Below are 18,086 nucleotides of genomic sequence, written 5' to 3' on the forward strand. Positions count from 1 at the left end.
AAAATATTTTACCGGTTTCGCTTATTGGAAACTAACTGCTTATTAATTTTACGCCCATTTTGAACTATGATATGGTGATCAAATAACCGTACCCCAATTACCTTATGAAACTACATTTGTTGATCGTGTTTCCTGTTATTGTAGCTGTATTGTCGGGCTCATTACATGAGGCCTTTAATACACCCAAAGAAGCAGGCAAGGCCCCTGCCCCATCCAAAGATTCTTTTAAACGCGCTACCACATTTCATATAGAGGACGTTGAGCGGATGAAACAATTTTTCATTTCCAACGCTTCGCTTAAAGAGCAACCCAAAGACTCAAACTGGCGCCCCGGCTTCCGTCATAAATGCATTAATACGGTAAGGGCGGCCATTGAAATGTTATTCTATGGCGAAAGCAGCATACCCGATAGCCTGTATAGCCGCCGGCATGTATTTAATGGCTTTCTTAACAACGATATCGGCGCACTGGCCAAACGCCTGCAGGATAACCATTTTGTACGCAGTTACGACACCGTTCGTTTTTTAGCGGTACGTAAAGGCCAATGGGTATCTATTTCAAAGGCAGATCCTGTATCGCGCGGACTGCCACCGGAAGCTATGGAAAAAAGTCTGTGGAACACCCTGCTTACGCGGGTTGGTAAAGAACGGGGGTTTAGCGTGTTCCTGGTTTCGGTATGTGATGGGTATCATGCAGCCCTGTTAACCCTCGACCACCGCAACCCGGCCAACCTGAAGGTATATTGGGCCGATCAAACCCATAAACATCCCTGGCGCTTTTACAACAACAATAATAAACTGGAAGAGGTTGCGGGTAAATTTGGATGGGAAGTAATGCATGCAAGCGGTCCGCATACGATAGGCAAAGGCACACCCCGCGGGCTCGATAACTATATGTTGTACGCTAACAAAAGTTTTTGGTGCGATTGTGGACGACCCGCCCAAAAACCTAATGATTGTTGTGCAGGAAATTGTTTTCCGTTCATTCAAATATGGAGATTGCAGGCGCCCTAATGTAACAATCCCGCCAGTACAATTGCATGGTTCTCTTCTTCATCCTTTGCGCCAAATAACAGGGTTACTTTCTTATTCTCCTTTACAAGCGCTTTCAACTCTTTCAGTGCAGGATTTTCCTTTAACTCAGCGAGGTATTTCTTTTTAAAATCGGCGAAACTTCCTTCGCCCCCATGAAACCATTTACGTAGTTCGGTAGAGGGCGCCACTTCCTTTAACCAGGTATCTATGGCAGCATCTTCTTTCTTAATACCGCGTGGCCATAACCGGTCTACCAGAATGCGATAACCGTCGCGCGGAGCAACTGGTTCGTAGATCCTTTTTACAACTACAGACATAGCATCTTTTTAGATACAATATACTAAACTGTGGCTTTCGTTGTTCATGGCGTATGTTGCAGGTTGCAGGGTGCAGGTTGCAGGAAAGACAATACAGTTACCGGGCACCGGTTGCCGGTTTCCGGGAAAGGCAAAATACAGTTGCAGGTTGCAGGGTACAGGTTGCAGGGAAAGACAAAATACAGTTGCAGGGTGCAGGTTCAGATGGCAGGTTACAAGGCGAAGCAAGTAAGGCTGCCTGAACAAAAGTTTGAGCTTCGAAATTAAACCCCTGTAACTTGTATCTTGTAACCTGTAACAGACCGTAAGAACATACTCTCCATCTATTCAACAAAGGCCATTATCATTTCTTCAGTTTCCCCGGCGGAACACCAAATTTCTTACGAAAGGCGCTGTTAAAGTGTTGTACGGAAGAATAGCCCAATTGGTCGGCCACCTCTTTAATGGGAACATTGCTGCGGATCAGTTCGTGGGCCTGGTTCAGTTTATAATCGGCCAGGTAGCCAAACACGGTATTATTGAATAAGGTTTTAAAACCCTGTTTCAACTTGAACTCATTGATTCCGGCAATTTTTGCCAGTTCGTTAAGCGATGGTGGTTGCGCAGCATGCTGCACCAGGTAATCTTTGGCAAAATAAATACTATCGGTATCGTGCCCGGGCTTTATGATCAGGGGCGCTTTATAGATGGCGGCATTGATAGAATCATCATACATCTGTGCCTGCAGGGCCAGCAGCTCTATACATTTCGATTGCAGGTATAACATTTTTAACCCACCCTTAAGCTTTACATTCATAATATCATGAATGATCTGGTGCATGGCAATGGAAATGGGCATGTTCTCACGGCTCAGGTCGTTTTCATTGCCCTTCGCTATTACTTCGGCAAAGCGCATCAGCGACGGACAGCTATCCTGTGCCAGCTCAAGAAAAAAGCGGGTGGTAAAATGCACTTCCATAAACTTGTAACGTTCCTGTCCCCCATATTCGCCGGTGCCTGAAAACACCGGGGTATAATGCATATTATGTTCGTTGGCTTTGAAGTGATGTTCCTTACCGGAGTGAATGTTCTTCATGGTGCCGTTGCCCTGTAAGGTGAAGTGCATTTCAACCAGATCAACATGGCCGGTTACTTCATAATTCAATCGCTGGCGTTGTTTCATCAACAGATCGCCATATACAATGTAGATGCCCGAAAATGCCAGTTGCACCATTTCGGCATCGCCAATGGGAAAACTATATACATCCCTACGTTCGGTAACAAGGGGCCGCTCAACCATTTCCTGTGTGAAGATATCACCCACCTCATACTTCCGCCCCAATTCATCGTAAACTTTAACGCCCATATAATCCGTTTAATGTAAATCTTTATCCGTATTATATAAATATGACCCGGTTCGCGCTTTATACTTTTGTAAAGGTAAATTATCTGCTTCGCAATTAAATCATATAGAATGTTTCACATATCTAAACACACAACACAATTGCAACCGGACGAACCTGATAATTTTGAATTAACGTATTCGGTAGACAACAGTGATCCTGAAATAATGGTTCAGGCAAAAGAACTGTATAATAAACAGGCCACCCATCACTTCTTTGCAGGCGACGAATCAACGGTTGAGATATTCAACGCCTTAAAAGAAATTGCATTGCAAAACGATCATGAATATTTTGGAATATTGGAACTGCATCCCGATTATGAAGCAGTTTTAGCCATGTTGAAACTGTTGGTAGATGCGGTACCAGAGGTTCCGGAAAAACCTGCACAAGGTGCCATTCAATGGATGGATGACATGCACCCCAATTGCTGGATGGCCTGGCAGAATGCAACCTTCTATCTATCTGGTGGCGAAACATTAATCAGCAATTTCGAACAGTATCTGCTACGCCGTAAAGTAAGCAAGAGGCAGATCCGTATAATAAAATTATAACTTGTACGCATTTAACACAGGGTGTTTTACAAAGATTTTCAGTAAATAGAACATAGCGATTGGTAAATACCATGTTTGCTTAACCGAACTTATTAACTATATTCTAATAGCGTTTTAATATATAAGATGTTAGAATTACGTTTATAGCAAACAGCGTATGAATACTATTGTCACCTATCAGGATAAGTCTTAACTTCATCGCGCACTTTCAATTAACATTATCCGGTTTACCAATCCTATGAATACCTTGCCACTAACCAACCGTTTAAAAAAACGCTTACAACGCGTGACTGTATACCCCAACCTGGTATCACAGCAAAAATTCTGGCTTCAATTGTACCACATTGAAAAATGTGTTTTTACTGTACAATTATACTCCCTAGCCGGCCAGCAGGTTTATAAACATTTTTTGTATCACGCCGATTTTCATTCAATCCATACGGTGCAACTTCCCCGGCATATTGACCGTGGTATTTACAAGGTAGCCATCAGGTTTGGTGATGAGCATTTTGTTCAGCCTATTGTCATTGACTGAACATTAAGCACAAACCCTTACCGGCCTGCCAATACAAGTATTTGTTTTCCACATCCCCTTTCTATTGGCTGCAATAGCGCGCGCCCCTGCACGTTTTTTTTACCACAGGCAAAACCGGCAATGCCGGCCACCTGACCAATACAATCATTAATACCTATAAAATCCCAGAATCATGGCCTTGTATCCCGATATGAAGATCTTCGTTGTAGATGACGACATCTTTTGTATTACATTATATGAACAATTCCTGCGCAATTTGGGCTATACCAATATAATATCTTTCAATACGGCCGACGACTGTTTGCAGCAGATAAAGGAACAACCCGCCCTGGTGTTTATGGATTATAATATGGAAGGAATGAACGGTATTGAAGCGTTACGCAGGATCAAAGCCTTTGACCAGCATATTCTTGTATACATTATTTCAGGACAGGAAAATAAACAGGTAGCCATGGAAGCCCGCCAGTACGGCGCCATGGATTATGTAATAAAATCGAGCTTTAGCCCCGATAAAATGGCCACTACCATGCAACGGGCAGAACAATCGTATGTGCCGCCTCGCAAGAATGCTAAAAAGTCTTTTTTTGACAAGGTAAAATCAGGATTGGGGATTAACTAACATCGCTTACCGAACCAATACTATATGCAACAGGGGCGTTCCGCTACGGCGGAACGTTTTTTTTATTTTCAATAAATCGTTTTGCTAACCAAACCGAGGTACTTTAACCCATAATATTCCTATCGGTATTTTTAATTTCAGCGTTGCTTCGCAACAACGGTCCATTGCTAGCTTACTTCGGAGCATTGCTACGCTACTTCGAACCGTTGCTCGCTGTAATTTGACAATTGCAAGCTTACAATGACATCAAAGTCGCTTACAATTTATTATTGCAATGAGATAGCCGTCATTGTAAGTGATTTGCAAGCCAATTGCAAGCTGCAATGGTCCATTGTTGGGTTGCAATGGTCCATTGTTGGGTTGCAATGGCCATTGCTGTGGCTGCAAGGGTCATTGCAACATAGCAACGGTACATTGCAAGCGAGCTACGTGCCAAAGTCAGCAACTTACGTTCCATTGTAAGCTAACATTATATAAATGTCAGCTACTTACGCTCCATTGTAACGAAACAACGATCCGGAGCTATATTGCAAAGCATCATACAGAAAAAGCAACCCACCTTAGTAATAACATCTGCGGCATTACTGTTGTGCAGAGGAGCTTTGCAGCCAGGCTACCCGCCATTGTAACGAAACAACGACCCTATATCACAAAAAAACACCATCCGCCTGATGACGGATGGCTGTTTTGTCCTTGATCCTATGTGTTGTCCTGTACCTATTCCCTATTAACAACGAGTTTATAATATTTTAAAAATTTGTGAGCCGGGTTATTTAGCACCAGGAAAGTTGCTGCTGCATTGTTGCTTTCCGACACAAAAACTACTTTTGAGAAAGTATATTGCCCGTTCATATCAACTGATGTTATCCGGTACATAACAACCCCTATCTACGGCAATGCATCTATGTACTCACTTTTAACCAGCACTGGTTGTTTTTTCTTTTTGTTCTTCCATTCCATAGTAACGCCAACAATAAAATTGCGGCCATTACTAAATGGCTCGAACGTATATACGGGTATGGTGAACCGGTTAAAGGTAAAACCTACCATAAAACCCGGCTGTACGTCATGACCTATCAACCTGTCGTGTGTATGTTGTAGCGAAAGCCCCGCATACAACCATTTCAGGCTTTGATAAACCCAGTTCGCTCCAGTCATATACGAAGTGATCGCCATACCCGGCGGTTGATCGTGAATATTGTATTGTGATTGAGAAGAAAAGAAAAAATTATTCAGGTCTACATTGATGTTTAGTCCGGTTGAAATACCCTGCCATCGGCCCATTGACCCGCCCAACATGGGCACTATGGAATAATTGAGCGTATGGGTTCCTCCCGTGAACGCCCGGCCCAGGTACAATGAAAATGTTTCGGCATCTTCATAATTATATCGTGCCTCGGCATACCAGTTTTTGGGATGCTGATACTGCATTATGGGCATATAACCAGGGGACTGACCTGTATTGATGATCCTATACTGTTCAAAGGTAATTTTAGACTGGGCAAATATTGGCCCGCACATAATCGCCAGCATAATTAATAATATGGAACAACTTTTAATCATGCATATTCGTGTTCCACCGGCTCCAATTCTTTCTTTGCACCAACAACAACTATTGGGGCACTAATGAGTTTATCGAAAATAGAGATCTCTTTTAAAAAAGGATTCCAATAGAAGATCAGTTTTTCAATAGGCTTCCAAAGTATTACCCAGCTAAACACATCCAATGCATTGCTGAAGGCAGAATGTATACGGTGTTCTACATTAAAGATCAACGGCATTAAGCCCTGAAAGAACATTACAATAACTAAACTGAATATCAGCAGTACCCAGTTGCGCTTTTTAAATTTTTTAAATTCCCGGATCATTCACATTAAAGTAACCATCGATGGTTTGCTCGTTGACCTTTAGGAATATATTGATCCTTTTAAAAAGCGGATTACTCATAACCTGCTTTTTTCATTAAGATTTCACCTTAACAACCGGCTATTGCCTCTTATCTTTCTCAACCAGGTTGTTTTGATTAATTATAAAAAACGTGTAATGTTATGGTATTCAGATGTGGATTATACTGGTTAATAAAACAATAAATAAAAGCACCTAGGTTCGCATGGGAGATGTAGTTAAACATATATAAACGGGAATAATCCCAAAAAGAGAATACAGTTCGCAGTTTTCAGTTTACTGTTCCGCAATTTTATGAGCTCACGATTAAGGCTTTACTAGCTTTTTCTTTTAGTCAATTGCTCTATTACACCTTGATAAGTTTCGCCAACGGGCAGCTCGAGCTGATCGATGAATACGCTGCTTTTCCTGACAGAAGTGATGCTATCGACAGATACAATGTAAGATTTATGTATACGAATGAATTGGGACGACGGAAGTTCTTCCTCAATAGATTTCATACTCATGCGTACCAGTAAAGGTTTGGCGGGCGCCAGTAAATTGATCTTAATATAATCTTTCAATCCTTCAATATAAGTAATGTCTTTATAGATCACTTTCACCTGGCGGTATTCGGCACTTACAAAGAAATAAGGCGGACCAGTATCGGTCGATTGCTTTGCAGCTTTCTTTAACTGGAACAATTCATATGCCTTATTACAGGCCAGCATAAAGCGACTTAACTCAACGGGCTTTAATAAATAATCGACCACATTGAGATTAAACCCTTCCAATGCAAATTTTTCATACGCAGTGATCAGGATGAACATGGGTCGCTCGGTAAGACTTTGTATAAACTGCAGCCCGGTAAGGCGCGGCATTTGAATATCGGTAAACACCAGATCTATATCCTGTTGCTGCAGCACTTTATTAGCTTCAAACACATCTTCACACAAAGCCACCAGCTCAAGGTAAGGCACATGGCTGATGTAATCCTTTAACAATTGTAATGCAAAAGGCTCGTCATCTATAGCTATACACTTCATCATGATTGCTGCAGGTTTAGTTGTAACGACACCGTGAACCAGTTATCAATATCATTTATCAACAGGCTGTACCGGTTACCGTATAATAAATTTAGCCGTCTTTTTACATTCTGTAATCCTATGCCCGAAGTTTTATCTTTTATTTCATCGGTATTCTTATTGAATTTATTGGCCACCCTGAAATAAAGCATGCTGCCACTGGTGTGCAGCTCCACTTCAATCACCGGATCGCTAATGGCGCTAAGCCCGTGTTTGAAAGCATTTTCAATAAACGGGATCAATAACATGGGTGGAAGGCAATACTCTTCCTCCCCGGGCTCCATATTCACTTTCAGCTTCACCTTGTTGCCAATACGTTGCCGTTGCAGATCGATATAGCTTTGCAGGTATTCCGTTTCCTTTTTCAACGACACCGTTTCTTCATCGGTTTCGTACAGAATGTACCGCATCAGTGAGGAGAGTTTTATGATGGTTGGCTCCAGTTGTTCGCTTTTCAGGCGCGCCATGGCCAGCATGTTGTTAAGCACATTGAACATAAAGTGCGGACTGATCTGCGACCGCAAAAACGACAATTCCGTTTTCAGCGTTTCTTCATGACGCTCCTGCAACAGTTTATCAGACTTTACCTTATCCTGCGCCTGCCTGCTGGCTGTTCCTACCGCCAGTACCGCCAGAAAAGGGATCAGGTTAAAGAACGAACTGGGAAATATTTTGAAAGGGCGGCTATAAATAAGCAAGGAGAACAACCCGCCATGGATCAGCATGAATACAGCGTACAAACCCAGCACAGTGCCGGCATAAGCAAAATACCTGCGGGTATACAACAGCCGTGGCGTAAGCACCGAGGTATTGAAATAAAATACCGGAACAAACAGAACACTGGTAAGTATGTGTAGCAAAAGAAACCCGTGATCATCCGGGTGTTTGGGCCGGCCTGAATCATAGCGCGTTAATAAAGGGAGCGATAAAACGATAGCCCATGCCGCAATATGCAACACGAGCTTACGCCAGGGAATATTTTTAGAATTGTTCATAGTTAATGGCATACAAACTTACATAATAAACTATACCTATTCATACCGCAATGATTCTATAGGAATGATGCTCTGCTTCAGGAGGTGATTTTTGGATATGAGACCAACCGGCTAAACACAGCGACATAACATCAAAATAAAAACCCCGGCGGTTTGCCGGGGTCCAAACGTAACGCACGAGAAAAAGCACTGCCCATACCTATTTTAATGCATTTACGCGGTTACGTTATGTAGTGATGAAATAGCTTATATCAATTGCAGTAATAAATTCAAAACATTAATCCTTTAAACCCAGGTAGGCTTTCACTTCCGAGTAGTTATTCCAGTCAACCTTTGTTTCGCGGCGAACATGTGCTCCGCCGGGAATAAGTATATACCGGTACTGACGGAATTTGGCACCTGTAGAAGGATCGGTAGCGGTAGATGCATTCACGTTTGCATCGAGCTCAATCAATCCTTCAATAAAGAAAGGGGTGATCTGAGCGTTGCCTGAGCGGTAAGGCAGTACAGATACTATTTTTTCAGCCTGGCTTCCCAGATTGATGTACACCTTTACTTCACCGGTTGTCAGGAACTGATCGGTAAGCTTTGGTTCATCTATTTGGGTAAAATAGATACCACTGGCCTGGTCAAGCGAATAACCCAGATCGAGCCAGTCGGAGTACAATACATTAGCGGTTCCGGGATCGCCTTTACCGCCTGTGGCGCCATTTGCGCCTGTTGCGCCGGTGTCGCCTTTGTCGCCTTTTTCACCCTGCGGCCCCGGATCTCCTTTTTTACAGGCCGTAACGGTTAAAGCAACAGCCAGCATGTAATAAAAGAAATGGCGCAGGCTCCATTGTTTTGTGCGTTTCATGTTTTTTTTGGTTTATGGTATTTGTTTATGAAAAAAAGAGTTTACCAAACATTTTTAGGACAACTATCATCGTATTTATTACCGAGCAGAAAGCCTATCATTATTTCATGCGAACCTTTGCTCACAATATTTAAACCCGAGGTTGTATAATCGTATGAATAGCCAATATTGAAGCGATGACTAACATTCAAACCCACCATGGCGGCAAAGCCATCATCGATCCGGTAGCCGGCGCCCAGCCAGGCTACATCGCGATACTGCAACTTGGCATTGAGATCGACTTGTGTGGGCATAGGTTGTACATACTTTACCATTACCGAAGGAATAAGATTAAAATCCGCCCCAATTAAAAAGCGATAACCGGCTGTAGCAAACAGGTGTGGCACTGTTTTACTGTCAGTTGATTTTACGGCATTGTCTGAAAAGCTTACTTTTTGTGAAATGATCTGTTGAGCGGAAATACCTAAAAAATAATCGGCGGAGTATAAGTAAACGCCGGCCATAAAATCGGGCTTTGTAGTATTTACAAGCCCGTTGTTATACACAGCGGGGTCAACCTGTATGTTACCAAAATTCAGCTTATTACTATTTAAACCGATACTCGTAAACCCGGCGCCAAAACCGGCAGCTAAACTTGTTCTTGCACTTAACCCTATGTGATAGGCATAGGTGCCATACATGGAAAAATAGTTAAGAGGCCCTGTGCGGTCATTGATCACCTGTAAGCCAACTCCATGATGTGGTTCGGCCGCTGTATATTGCTCCCAATACCGCTCACCGCGCGGGTTCTCACCCGGCACTTCAAAAGATGTGGCCGTAGTGCGATAATCTTTTTTATTAAGTGGCGTATGTGCGGTTAAATAAGTAGTTACCGGCGCATCCTGCACCCCCGCCCACTGGTGACGGTGACTTACCTTTATATCGGTATAATTCTCAATACCCGTTAATGCGGGGTTGAGGATGTATTGGTTAAGAATGTATTGTGTATAGTGTGGCTTTTGTTGGGCCTTTGCATCTATATAGGATGCTATTACCCACAATAGTATAATTGTCTTTTTCATGGTGCTTACGTTTTTTATAGTGACCGGCTAGTGGTTAGTAGTAAATGGCTAGTGGGCTTTTATGCGGCATTCGCTGTTTTCCGTTTCTCCCTTTATTTCCCACTAGCCACTCGCCACTTACCACTAGCCATCAACCTATTTCCCCAAAACTTTAAATTCAGTTCTACGGTTCTGTTGACGACCCTCGGGATTATCGCTTCCATCATCATTGCTATTCGGTGCAATGGGCTGTAACGAACCATAACCCTTCGCCTGTAAACGACCTTTATCAATTCCCTTACTAATAAGATATTCTACGCATGAGCGGGCGCGTGCTTCTGACAGGCGCTGATTATATTCATTATTACCTTTATTATCGGTATGGGCGCTTAATTCAATGGTGATCTCAGGATGCGCTTTCAGCAAACCAACCAGTTTATCGAGCGAGGCATATGATTCTTTTTTAAGCGTTGCTTTATCAAAATCATAATAAATATTATCCATTACAATGGCTTCATCAATCGGCGGCACATCTTTAACCAGGCAAATAGCAGGGTTCACCAACAGATCTGCTTCTTCATCAACCGGTGTATAAAACGGTAATGATCCATTGCCGTAACCGCTAATGGCAGCAACGGCTTTGAGTGGCTGATACTCATCGAGCGTAAATGAATAGTTACCATCACTGGCTGTGGTTTGGGTATACACCACTTTATTCTGCACCGTATCGAGGATGTTGATTGTAACGCCTTGTAATGGCAGCTGATCTTCACAAGCCACCACCTTACCGCTTATCTGTTTGCGGGGCAATACTTTCCGCAGGTAAAACAATTCCAAACAACACACAGCCTCCCGGTCACTGCTAAGCCAAACATCTTCCAACACATTTCTGGCGTTGCCTTTACTCACAAAGTAGATATCGTCTTTTACCGAATTAACAGGATAACCAAAGTTTACGGGTAAAGCCCATTTATCAATCTCGCCTTTACTGTAAAAGAAATCATAACCACCCATGCCTACCCTCCCATTACCCGAAAATACCAGCGTTGAAGAGGGCGCATGATAATAAGGCGCCTGTTCATCATAAATAGTATTTATTACCGGTCCCAGGTTCTCTGTGCGTATTGGTGTACCGCTCCCGTCGAGCTCAGCATACCAAATGTCAAAACCGCCATAACCGCCGGCTTTATCACTGGCGTACAACAAGTATTTCCCGTCAGGCATTACAAAAGGCTGCTGGGTGCTGGCGCCCGATGCATTGATGAGGCTATCGAGCAACACCGGTTCGCTCCAATCGTTCCCATTCTTTTTACTGCTGTAAATACCCGATACTTTTTTACCGCCGGTTATCATCCAGCGGGTAAGGAAAAGCGTATTACCATCGGGCGTAAGGCTTACCACCCCCTGGTGTTGGGTATTGGCCTGCGATAGGGGCAATAACTTCACTTCACCAGTAAGGCCGTCATTTACCGGTGTGGTATATACCCGGTTAATATGACTTTGGTCTTTTCCCCTGGTACTGTCAATACGGGTTGAAGTAAACAATAACGTATTTTCGTTCAGCCATACCGGTGCATAGTTAGCACCCTCCATATTCAACGGTGTACCGGCCTTTTGCACATTGTACAGCTTCAGGTCTTTCTTTTTTAACTGGGCCTGAATAAAACGCAGGCTCATCAATTCCTTTTTTGCCGATTCAGTATACTGATCTTCCGATGTATGTTCATCAAGAAAGCGATTGAATTCTTTTTCCGCCTGGTCATAATTACCCAGCGCCCGCAATTCAACAGAATAGTAATAACGGGCCAGTGGAAACTCGCCGGCATTGGCTTCTAAGGTTTGCGCATAATACTGCGCCGCCCTGGTATGATCGTGCAACAACCGGTAACTTTCCGCCACACGGTACAAGGCCAACTGTTTACTGCTTACCGGCACATTGTTCTTTTTCACTGCCGATGAAGACACTGTATATGGACTATATTCTTCTTTCTTTAATTTCTGTTTGGCAGTACCCAGGTATTTTTCATAATACTGGGCAGCCGAATAGTAATCGGCTTTTTTATAATAGTTATCTGCAGCCCGCAGGTAATCGTATGTAAACTGCGCATTGGCCGCTATCAAACTACAGGCTAATATTCCGGTGGCAATTATTTTCTTCATACTACGTTTTTAATAAGGTTATGAGCGAGAAAAATGGCGGTTGGTAGAAACCAACCGCGAAGGTTTCAGGACATTGGTGTACCTATGACTATAAGCGCGGACAGACAAAATCTACTTCGGGCGTCCTTACTGATCTTCTACCAATAAAGGACAATGATATTTCAAAGCTGTTTGAGCCATTGGCCATCTTTCCCAGATCGGAAGTATTGATATCGTAGCTCACTCCCAGCACAATATTTTTATGGGCAAACCCTACAAAGGGCGATAATGCATCTTTAAAGCGATAGTTGGCGCCCAGCATTACATCGGTGCCGGGTGCGGCAACAAGGCGGGCATAAGCACCCGCCATTTTCTCCGTGGCCGTTCCCTGCTTCAGGTATAATATATTGGGTGTTAAACTTAGTACATCAGATAAGGTTATACGAACACCGCCATGGACCGTATAGCGTAAGGGCAAGCGGGCTGTTCCGGTTTCGCTGAATTTATCATCGGGACGTGTAAGATGCGCTGCAGAGAAGCCACCGAATATATTCAGATTTTTACCGGGCTGTGCATCGTAATAAAGAATACCGGCAGCAGCATCAAAAGAGGTGGCAGATGTTTTACTAAAGGCCTCGGCAGAAGTAGCGCCGGGGTTGTAACCCGTGATAGGGTTCCACTGATCGCCAAACGTAAGCTTCGACCGGTTGAACCGCCGTTGTATAACACCTATCTGCATTCCCATGGCTATGCGATGGTTCTCGTTCTGCCCCAACCGTACACCCGTATAAGAATAACTGGCATATGCGGTAAGATAATTATAACCGCCATCACCAGCCGTTTGGTTCAATACACTGGCGCCAAAATTGGAGTTCTTATTTGTTGTAAAATCAACCGCCACACCCGGTGTAGTGAACGGACTGCTTATATTTCCCCACTGCGAACGATAGATCCCCGATACCCGGTAATCGCCGTCAAATGCACCCGTTAATGCCGGGTTCAACCAGGCAGGATATACATAATATTGTGAGAAATGGGGGTCTACCTGGGCGTGTAGTTGGGCACTCAGGAAGATCAACAGTAATGGTATCAATATCTTTCTCATAACGTTTCGTTTTATGATTAATGCTTTCGTGAATCGGCAATCGTGAATTCGGCAATCGTGAATCGGCAAATGGCCCCTCCCCAACCCTGGCCCCCCTCCAGACCTCCCCCCAGAAGGGGGGAGGCCACCTTTTAACTCTATTTTTATTTGCCTTCATCACCTCTATCAACTATATCACCTTTATCAACTTTTCAACTTCATACTTCCTACTTCTTACCTCCTACCTCTTACTTCATATTCTTAGAATCATCTCGCACACTTTTCACAACCATTCTTACCTAATTATCGTAATAGAACCCGACAATGGCGCAAACCCATTCTTCAAATGAATCACATAATAGTAAGTCGCCATTGGCAGCGGCTTACCGCCCACCGTTCCATCCCAGGGGGTACCATAGCCAGAAGAATAATATACCCGCTGACCATACCTATTGAAGACAGCCACGGTACAACCCGGGTAATCGCTCAGGTTAGTGATATTCCAGGTATCGTGCACCCCATCGCCATTGGGAGTAAAGGCATTCGGCACATTAACCGGTTTCAATATTTTCACTTTAAGGAAATCGGCAGCAGTACACTGTCCTTCACCGGTGGCGGTTAGCGTATACGTTTCGTCGATCATCGCCTGTAACAGCGGTCTTAATTTATTGGCATTACTAAGACCCGTAGCCGGCGACCAAATAAATGAGAGCGACGTTGAATCATTGGCTGTTGGGTTGAATTGCACTACGGTTCCCTGTGGCACCGTAAATGAAGTACCCGCATCAATAACCGGTTGCAGGTATACCACCACCTGTTTGGTAACAGGTTGCGAAGTACAATTGGCATTATTGGTGACTTTTAACTGAACAGTATAGTTACCCGGTTGCTGATAACGTTTTGTTGGGTTATGTTCTGTACTTACCGAACCATCGCCAAAACTCCAGTTCCATTGTGTTATGGTGCCGTTGCTGTTGGTGCTTTCATCATGAAACTCATTATCTGAACCCTGGCATAATGTATCGGGCGTTACAGTAAAGGCCGCAACTGGTTTATCAAAGAAAGATGATAACTGTTTTGATACCGAACCAGCACAGCCAAACGAAGAAACCGCATCGAGTTTAACAGTGTATGAACCGGAAGCCGCATAGGTATGACCGGCGTCTTTCACATGCGATACTGTGCTGTTGTCGCCAAAGTTCCACGTATAGCTCAGGGCACTTTGATCGGCCACTGTACTTGCATTTTTAAATTCAGCCAAACCACCCGGCATACATACCGCTGCTGGCAAACTGAATGCAGTTACCGGCAGCGGATGTACTGTTACTATCCGGGTTGCTGTATCACTGGTGCACCCCTGATCACTCACTGCCACCAGCTTTACAGAATACGTGTTATATGTAGGCCATGTGTGTGGGAACGCATTTGCATTGTTAAGGGCCGTCCAGGCAGCATCGCCAAAATTCCATCGCCATGAAGTAATAGACCCTGATGTAATGGTCGACTGATCGGTAATAGTTGCCGACTCGCCTAAACAAATATCAGGTGTTGCGGTAAAACTGGCTGTGGGTTTGGGATATACCGTTATGCTGCTTGTTATTGATTCCGTACAACCAGCAGTGGTAGTAAAAGTATAGGTAATGGTATGCGTGCCTGCGCCTGCTGCAGATGGCGTAAAACCACCTGCGGCTGTTGTACCGGGGCCGCTATATATTCCTGTACCCGGCACTCCATTGGTAACTGATGCAAAAGCAACATTAACCGAGGAATTGATGTTGCCGCAAACAGCAGGCAATGATGCATACACCAACTTTGGCCGCAAGCTAAAGGTAGCCGGCACCGTAATATTCTTTGTACAACCGTTGGAAGTAGTTACACTGAACTGTATAGTGTAATTGCCAAAGGAATAAGTATGCGTTGGGTTCTGTTGGGTAGAAGTATTCGGGTTAGCCGGTGTAGCGTTGGGATCGCCAAACGTCCAGCCCCAACTGCTAAGGGTTTGTCCATCTGGTACTTTTGTAGTATCAGTGAACTGTACAATGCCATTATCGGGCAAACACCCTGCGGGATAACTAAAGCCCGCTATTGGATTGGCATATACGGTAACCGGAACCTGCGCGGTATCGCTTACGCATAACGCGCTTACCTTAACCACATGTTTTGCCGTGTACGTTCCATAAGTAGTATATGTAGCCGATTGCTGGCTATTATTCGTAGCATTGATGACGGTATTATTTCCCAGGTCCCAATACCAGCTATTAAGGGGTACGGGACCGCCATAAGAAGAAGTTTCATTAAAGGTAATACTACCACCTTCGCAAATAGCTGCAGGTGCAGCATTGAGGGTTGTTACCGGTGGCGCATATACGGTTATTGATTTGGTAACATCTGCCATACAACCATCACCGGTTACTACGGCCAGGTTTATATTTTGTGCGCCGGGCGCTGCCAATGCTTTATGCGGGTTCTGCACACTATCCTTACTGCCATCGGCAAAGGTCCACTTCCATTGACCAATGGTATACGAACCTGTTGAAGCGGGTCCCGTAAACAACACCGTATCCTTCACGCAACCGGTAGGATGCGAGAAGGTAAAATCGGCCGTAGGCCTTGGTTTTACTTCTACTGTTATCTTTAACTCTTCCGTATTGTTACAGTTGTCTAATGACAAACTGGTTGAACGTATTGGAATTGTATAGGTACCCGGCGTATTGAAATTATATGTTCCAGGTAACGTGTATTTATAATAGGTTATACCATTTACCGTTTCGGTGCCATCAAAGGCAGCTGATGCAGGGTCTAAGGTTACATCGGTATTAGGGGTAACAACAGCGCCCAGCGAACTGATATTCCATACCAGTTTCAGCGGTTGATAGCGAATAAGGGCCGATAACTTCACAGGCGTATTTACACAGGTGAACTTATGGCTGTTCTTACCACCATTGGTGGTATCGGGCTCATTGTGCACACTACCTACTGCATTCAGATTGTTCAAATAGGTACCAATGTTGTATGCATAGCTTTCAACATTACCCAACCCATAGGTAATACCGGTAAATGCAGAATCGCAGGTTACCAGGCATTGCCCTAATGGCGCGGCCGGCGGTAAGGGACTGTCCCACCGTTTTATTACCACCGAATAACCGGGCATGTTAGGATGTGCGTATGAATGCGTGGGCATTGGATTACCGCAGAACTTCAGCGAGGTAAGTCCCAAAGTTGGTACGATCAACGTACAGTAATTCACAGAAATGGACTCTTTATTATTCCGGAAGAAGCCAACGCTTTTAGTCGCCTGCTCTATGGGGCTTAACACCACCATTTCAGGATCACCCAAACCGGGTAAACAACCGCCGCCGGTCATAAACTGCATTACTTCAATAGGCTTGTCGGCTTCTATTAAATCGGCCGTACTGCTTTCATATATATAGAAATTACCGGCTAAAAGTGGCGACGGTATGGGTGCGCCATTTACCGTAACAACCGTTGCCGGATCGCGCACCGCTACTTTATAAGTACTTCGTGCAAATGAATTGGCGGTTGCAGAACCCGAGAAGGGCGCCGTTAAATACTTTTTACCCCAGGCATGTTGCGGGAATAATTGCTGGTTATCATTATCGCCCCCACCGCTGCCGCAGGAAGCGGGATTAGCGGTACGGCTGCTACCCGCAAATACCGCAATGGGATAACAATCATTGGCGCCATTGGCCATGGATCGTACAATGGTGCCTGAAAGATCTTTACCGGTTCCTGAATTACCGCCATTCCCATTAGCATCGGCGCCGTCGTTGGCGCCTATTACCTGGTAGATCTGGCCTTTCATTAAGGTAATGGTAGACGTTTGGCTGGGTCTAAGCCCTGTTAAATTCTGCGCTCTTGTTACCACCTTAGGTGTTACCTGTATCACCGTATTATCTTTACTGGCTATTACATACATCCAGTTATAACAGTCGCTGGCATAGCTTTGCCTGCTGTTCAACGATACATAGGAATAACCCCAGGCAGTTACAGGTAGCAACATTGTTGCGCCGGAAGACATAGAACCATAGATATGCGCATAGGCTACTATGGGCACATTACTTTGTATATGAATGCCTTTCTTTCTAAATATACCTGCGCCGCCTGTACCCGCCGGTGGCGGATCGGTAAACAACCGTGCATCGTAGTTAGGATCGCTGAACGGATCACCCGCTGCTGCCGGCACATTCACAACGCCCTTGGGTATAATATCACTTGAGATAACCGTATATGCCGGAATGGTATAGGTCTTTCGCCACCAGGTTGCGGGAACCAGACCACTGCTGTCGATAGTTACAGTAACAGTAGCAGGTTGATCTTCTGCACTCAGGTATAACACCATGTTCATATCGTTCGTCAGCTGCTCCATGAACTGGTGGTGCCCATACCCTACCCAAAACTCCGTACCCCGGTTCGATACATTCTGTGCCCGGGAGCACAGGCTGGTAAGTATAAATACCACCAGCACTATGCATCCAGACAACTGTTCCTGAATATAACCCCTGTAAGTATGTTTTAAATTGATCTTCATAAAGTCTCCTTTTTCA

Annotated in this window: 15 protein-coding genes; 4 read left to right on the forward strand and 11 right to left on the reverse strand. The window is 44.3% G+C overall.

All coding sequences use genetic code 11. The features are described from left to right. Positions 1-104 precede the first annotated feature (104 nt). Complete coding sequence (locus tag GGD38_RS33130; protein ID WP_375302393.1) at positions 105-1,013, forward strand: hypothetical protein; 909 nt, start codon at positions 105-107, stop codon at positions 1,011-1,013. Here GGD38_RS33130 and GGD38_RS33135 read toward each other — a convergent pair. Together GGD38_RS33135 and GGD38_RS33140 are read right to left on the reverse strand one after the other, a co-directional pair. Further along, a complete protein-coding gene (locus GGD38_RS33135) occupies positions 1,010-1,351 on the reverse strand; it encodes a DUF488 domain-containing protein (RefSeq protein ID WP_375302394.1) in 342 nt (113 codons plus the stop codon). The genes GGD38_RS33130 and GGD38_RS33135 overlap by 4 nt on opposite strands. Before the next feature lie 343 nt (positions 1,352-1,694). Beyond that, positions 1,695-2,696, reverse strand: a complete 1,002-nt coding sequence (locus GGD38_RS33140; protein WP_375302395.1) for a helix-turn-helix transcriptional regulator — start codon at positions 2,694-2,696, stop codon at positions 1,695-1,697. Positions 2,697-2,804: 108 nt separating this feature from the next. Here GGD38_RS33140 and GGD38_RS33145 point away from each other — a divergent pair, with 108 nt between their 5' ends. The 3 genes from GGD38_RS33145 (at position 2,805) to GGD38_RS33155 (ending at position 4,438) form a co-directional block, all read left to right on the forward strand. Further along, positions 2,805-3,284 carry a hypothetical protein gene (locus GGD38_RS33145; protein WP_375302396.1) on the forward strand — a complete coding sequence of 160 codons (480 nt, stop codon included), beginning with the start codon at positions 2,805-2,807 and terminating at the stop codon, positions 3,282-3,284. Between the two features lie 238 nt (positions 3,285-3,522). Then, the gene (locus GGD38_RS33150; protein WP_375302397.1) at positions 3,523-3,819 is read left to right on the forward strand and encodes a T9SS type A sorting domain-containing protein; all 297 of its coding nucleotides are present in this window, start codon (positions 3,523-3,525) and stop codon (positions 3,817-3,819) included. 172 nt (positions 3,820-3,991) lie between these two features. Continuing rightward, positions 3,992-4,438, forward strand: coding sequence for a response regulator (locus tag GGD38_RS33155; protein WP_375302398.1), 447 nt, complete (start codon positions 3,992-3,994; stop codon positions 4,436-4,438). A gap of 888 nt (positions 4,439-5,326) precedes the next feature. Here the strand turns inward: GGD38_RS33155 and GGD38_RS33160 are convergent. From GGD38_RS33160 to GGD38_RS33200, 9 genes are all read right to left on the reverse strand, one after another. Beyond that, complete coding sequence (locus GGD38_RS33160; protein ID WP_375302399.1) at positions 5,327-5,971, reverse strand: hypothetical protein; 645 nt, start codon at positions 5,969-5,971, stop codon at positions 5,327-5,329. Between the two features lie 26 nt (positions 5,972-5,997). Then, the gene (locus GGD38_RS33165) at positions 5,998-6,306 is read right to left on the reverse strand and encodes a hypothetical protein (RefSeq protein ID WP_375302400.1); all 309 of its coding nucleotides are present in this window, start codon (positions 6,304-6,306) and stop codon (positions 5,998-6,000) included. Between the two features lie 354 nt (positions 6,307-6,660). Continuing rightward, positions 6,661-7,371: a LytR/AlgR family response regulator transcription factor gene (locus GGD38_RS33170; protein ID WP_375302401.1), complete on the reverse strand. Its 711-nt coding sequence runs from the start codon at positions 7,369-7,371 to the stop codon at positions 6,661-6,663. After that, positions 7,368-8,402 (reverse strand): sensor histidine kinase, encoded by a 1,035-nt coding sequence (locus GGD38_RS33175; protein ID WP_375302402.1) that lies wholly within the window; start codon positions 8,400-8,402, stop codon positions 7,368-7,370. The genes GGD38_RS33170 and GGD38_RS33175 overlap by 4 nt, the downstream gene beginning before the upstream one ends. A gap of 277 nt (positions 8,403-8,679) precedes the next feature. Further along, positions 8,680-9,258: a collagen-like protein gene (locus tag GGD38_RS33180; protein WP_375302403.1), complete on the reverse strand. Its 579-nt coding sequence runs from the start codon at positions 9,256-9,258 to the stop codon at positions 8,680-8,682. Between the two features lie 41 nt (positions 9,259-9,299). Further along, complete coding sequence (locus GGD38_RS33185; RefSeq protein WP_375302404.1) at positions 9,300-10,319, reverse strand: type IX secretion system membrane protein PorP/SprF; 1,020 nt, start codon at positions 10,317-10,319, stop codon at positions 9,300-9,302. A gap of 135 nt (positions 10,320-10,454) precedes the next feature. Beyond that, the gene (locus GGD38_RS33190; protein ID WP_375302405.1) at positions 10,455-12,458 is read right to left on the reverse strand and encodes an OmpA family protein; all 2,004 of its coding nucleotides are present in this window, start codon (positions 12,456-12,458) and stop codon (positions 10,455-10,457) included. Positions 12,459-12,546: 88 nt separating this feature from the next. Continuing rightward, the gene (locus GGD38_RS33195) at positions 12,547-13,542 is read right to left on the reverse strand and encodes a PorP/SprF family type IX secretion system membrane protein (protein ID WP_375302406.1); all 996 of its coding nucleotides are present in this window, start codon (positions 13,540-13,542) and stop codon (positions 12,547-12,549) included. 274 nt (positions 13,543-13,816) lie between these two features. Further along, a complete protein-coding gene (locus tag GGD38_RS33200; RefSeq protein ID WP_375302407.1) occupies positions 13,817-18,070 on the reverse strand; it encodes a PKD domain-containing protein in 4,254 nt (1,417 codons plus the stop codon). Positions 18,071-18,086 lie beyond the last annotated feature (16 nt).

The organism is Niastella sp. OAS944, assembly GCA_024809215.1.
Taxonomy (GTDB): Bacteria; Bacteroidota; Bacteroidia; order Chitinophagales; family Chitinophagaceae; genus Niastella.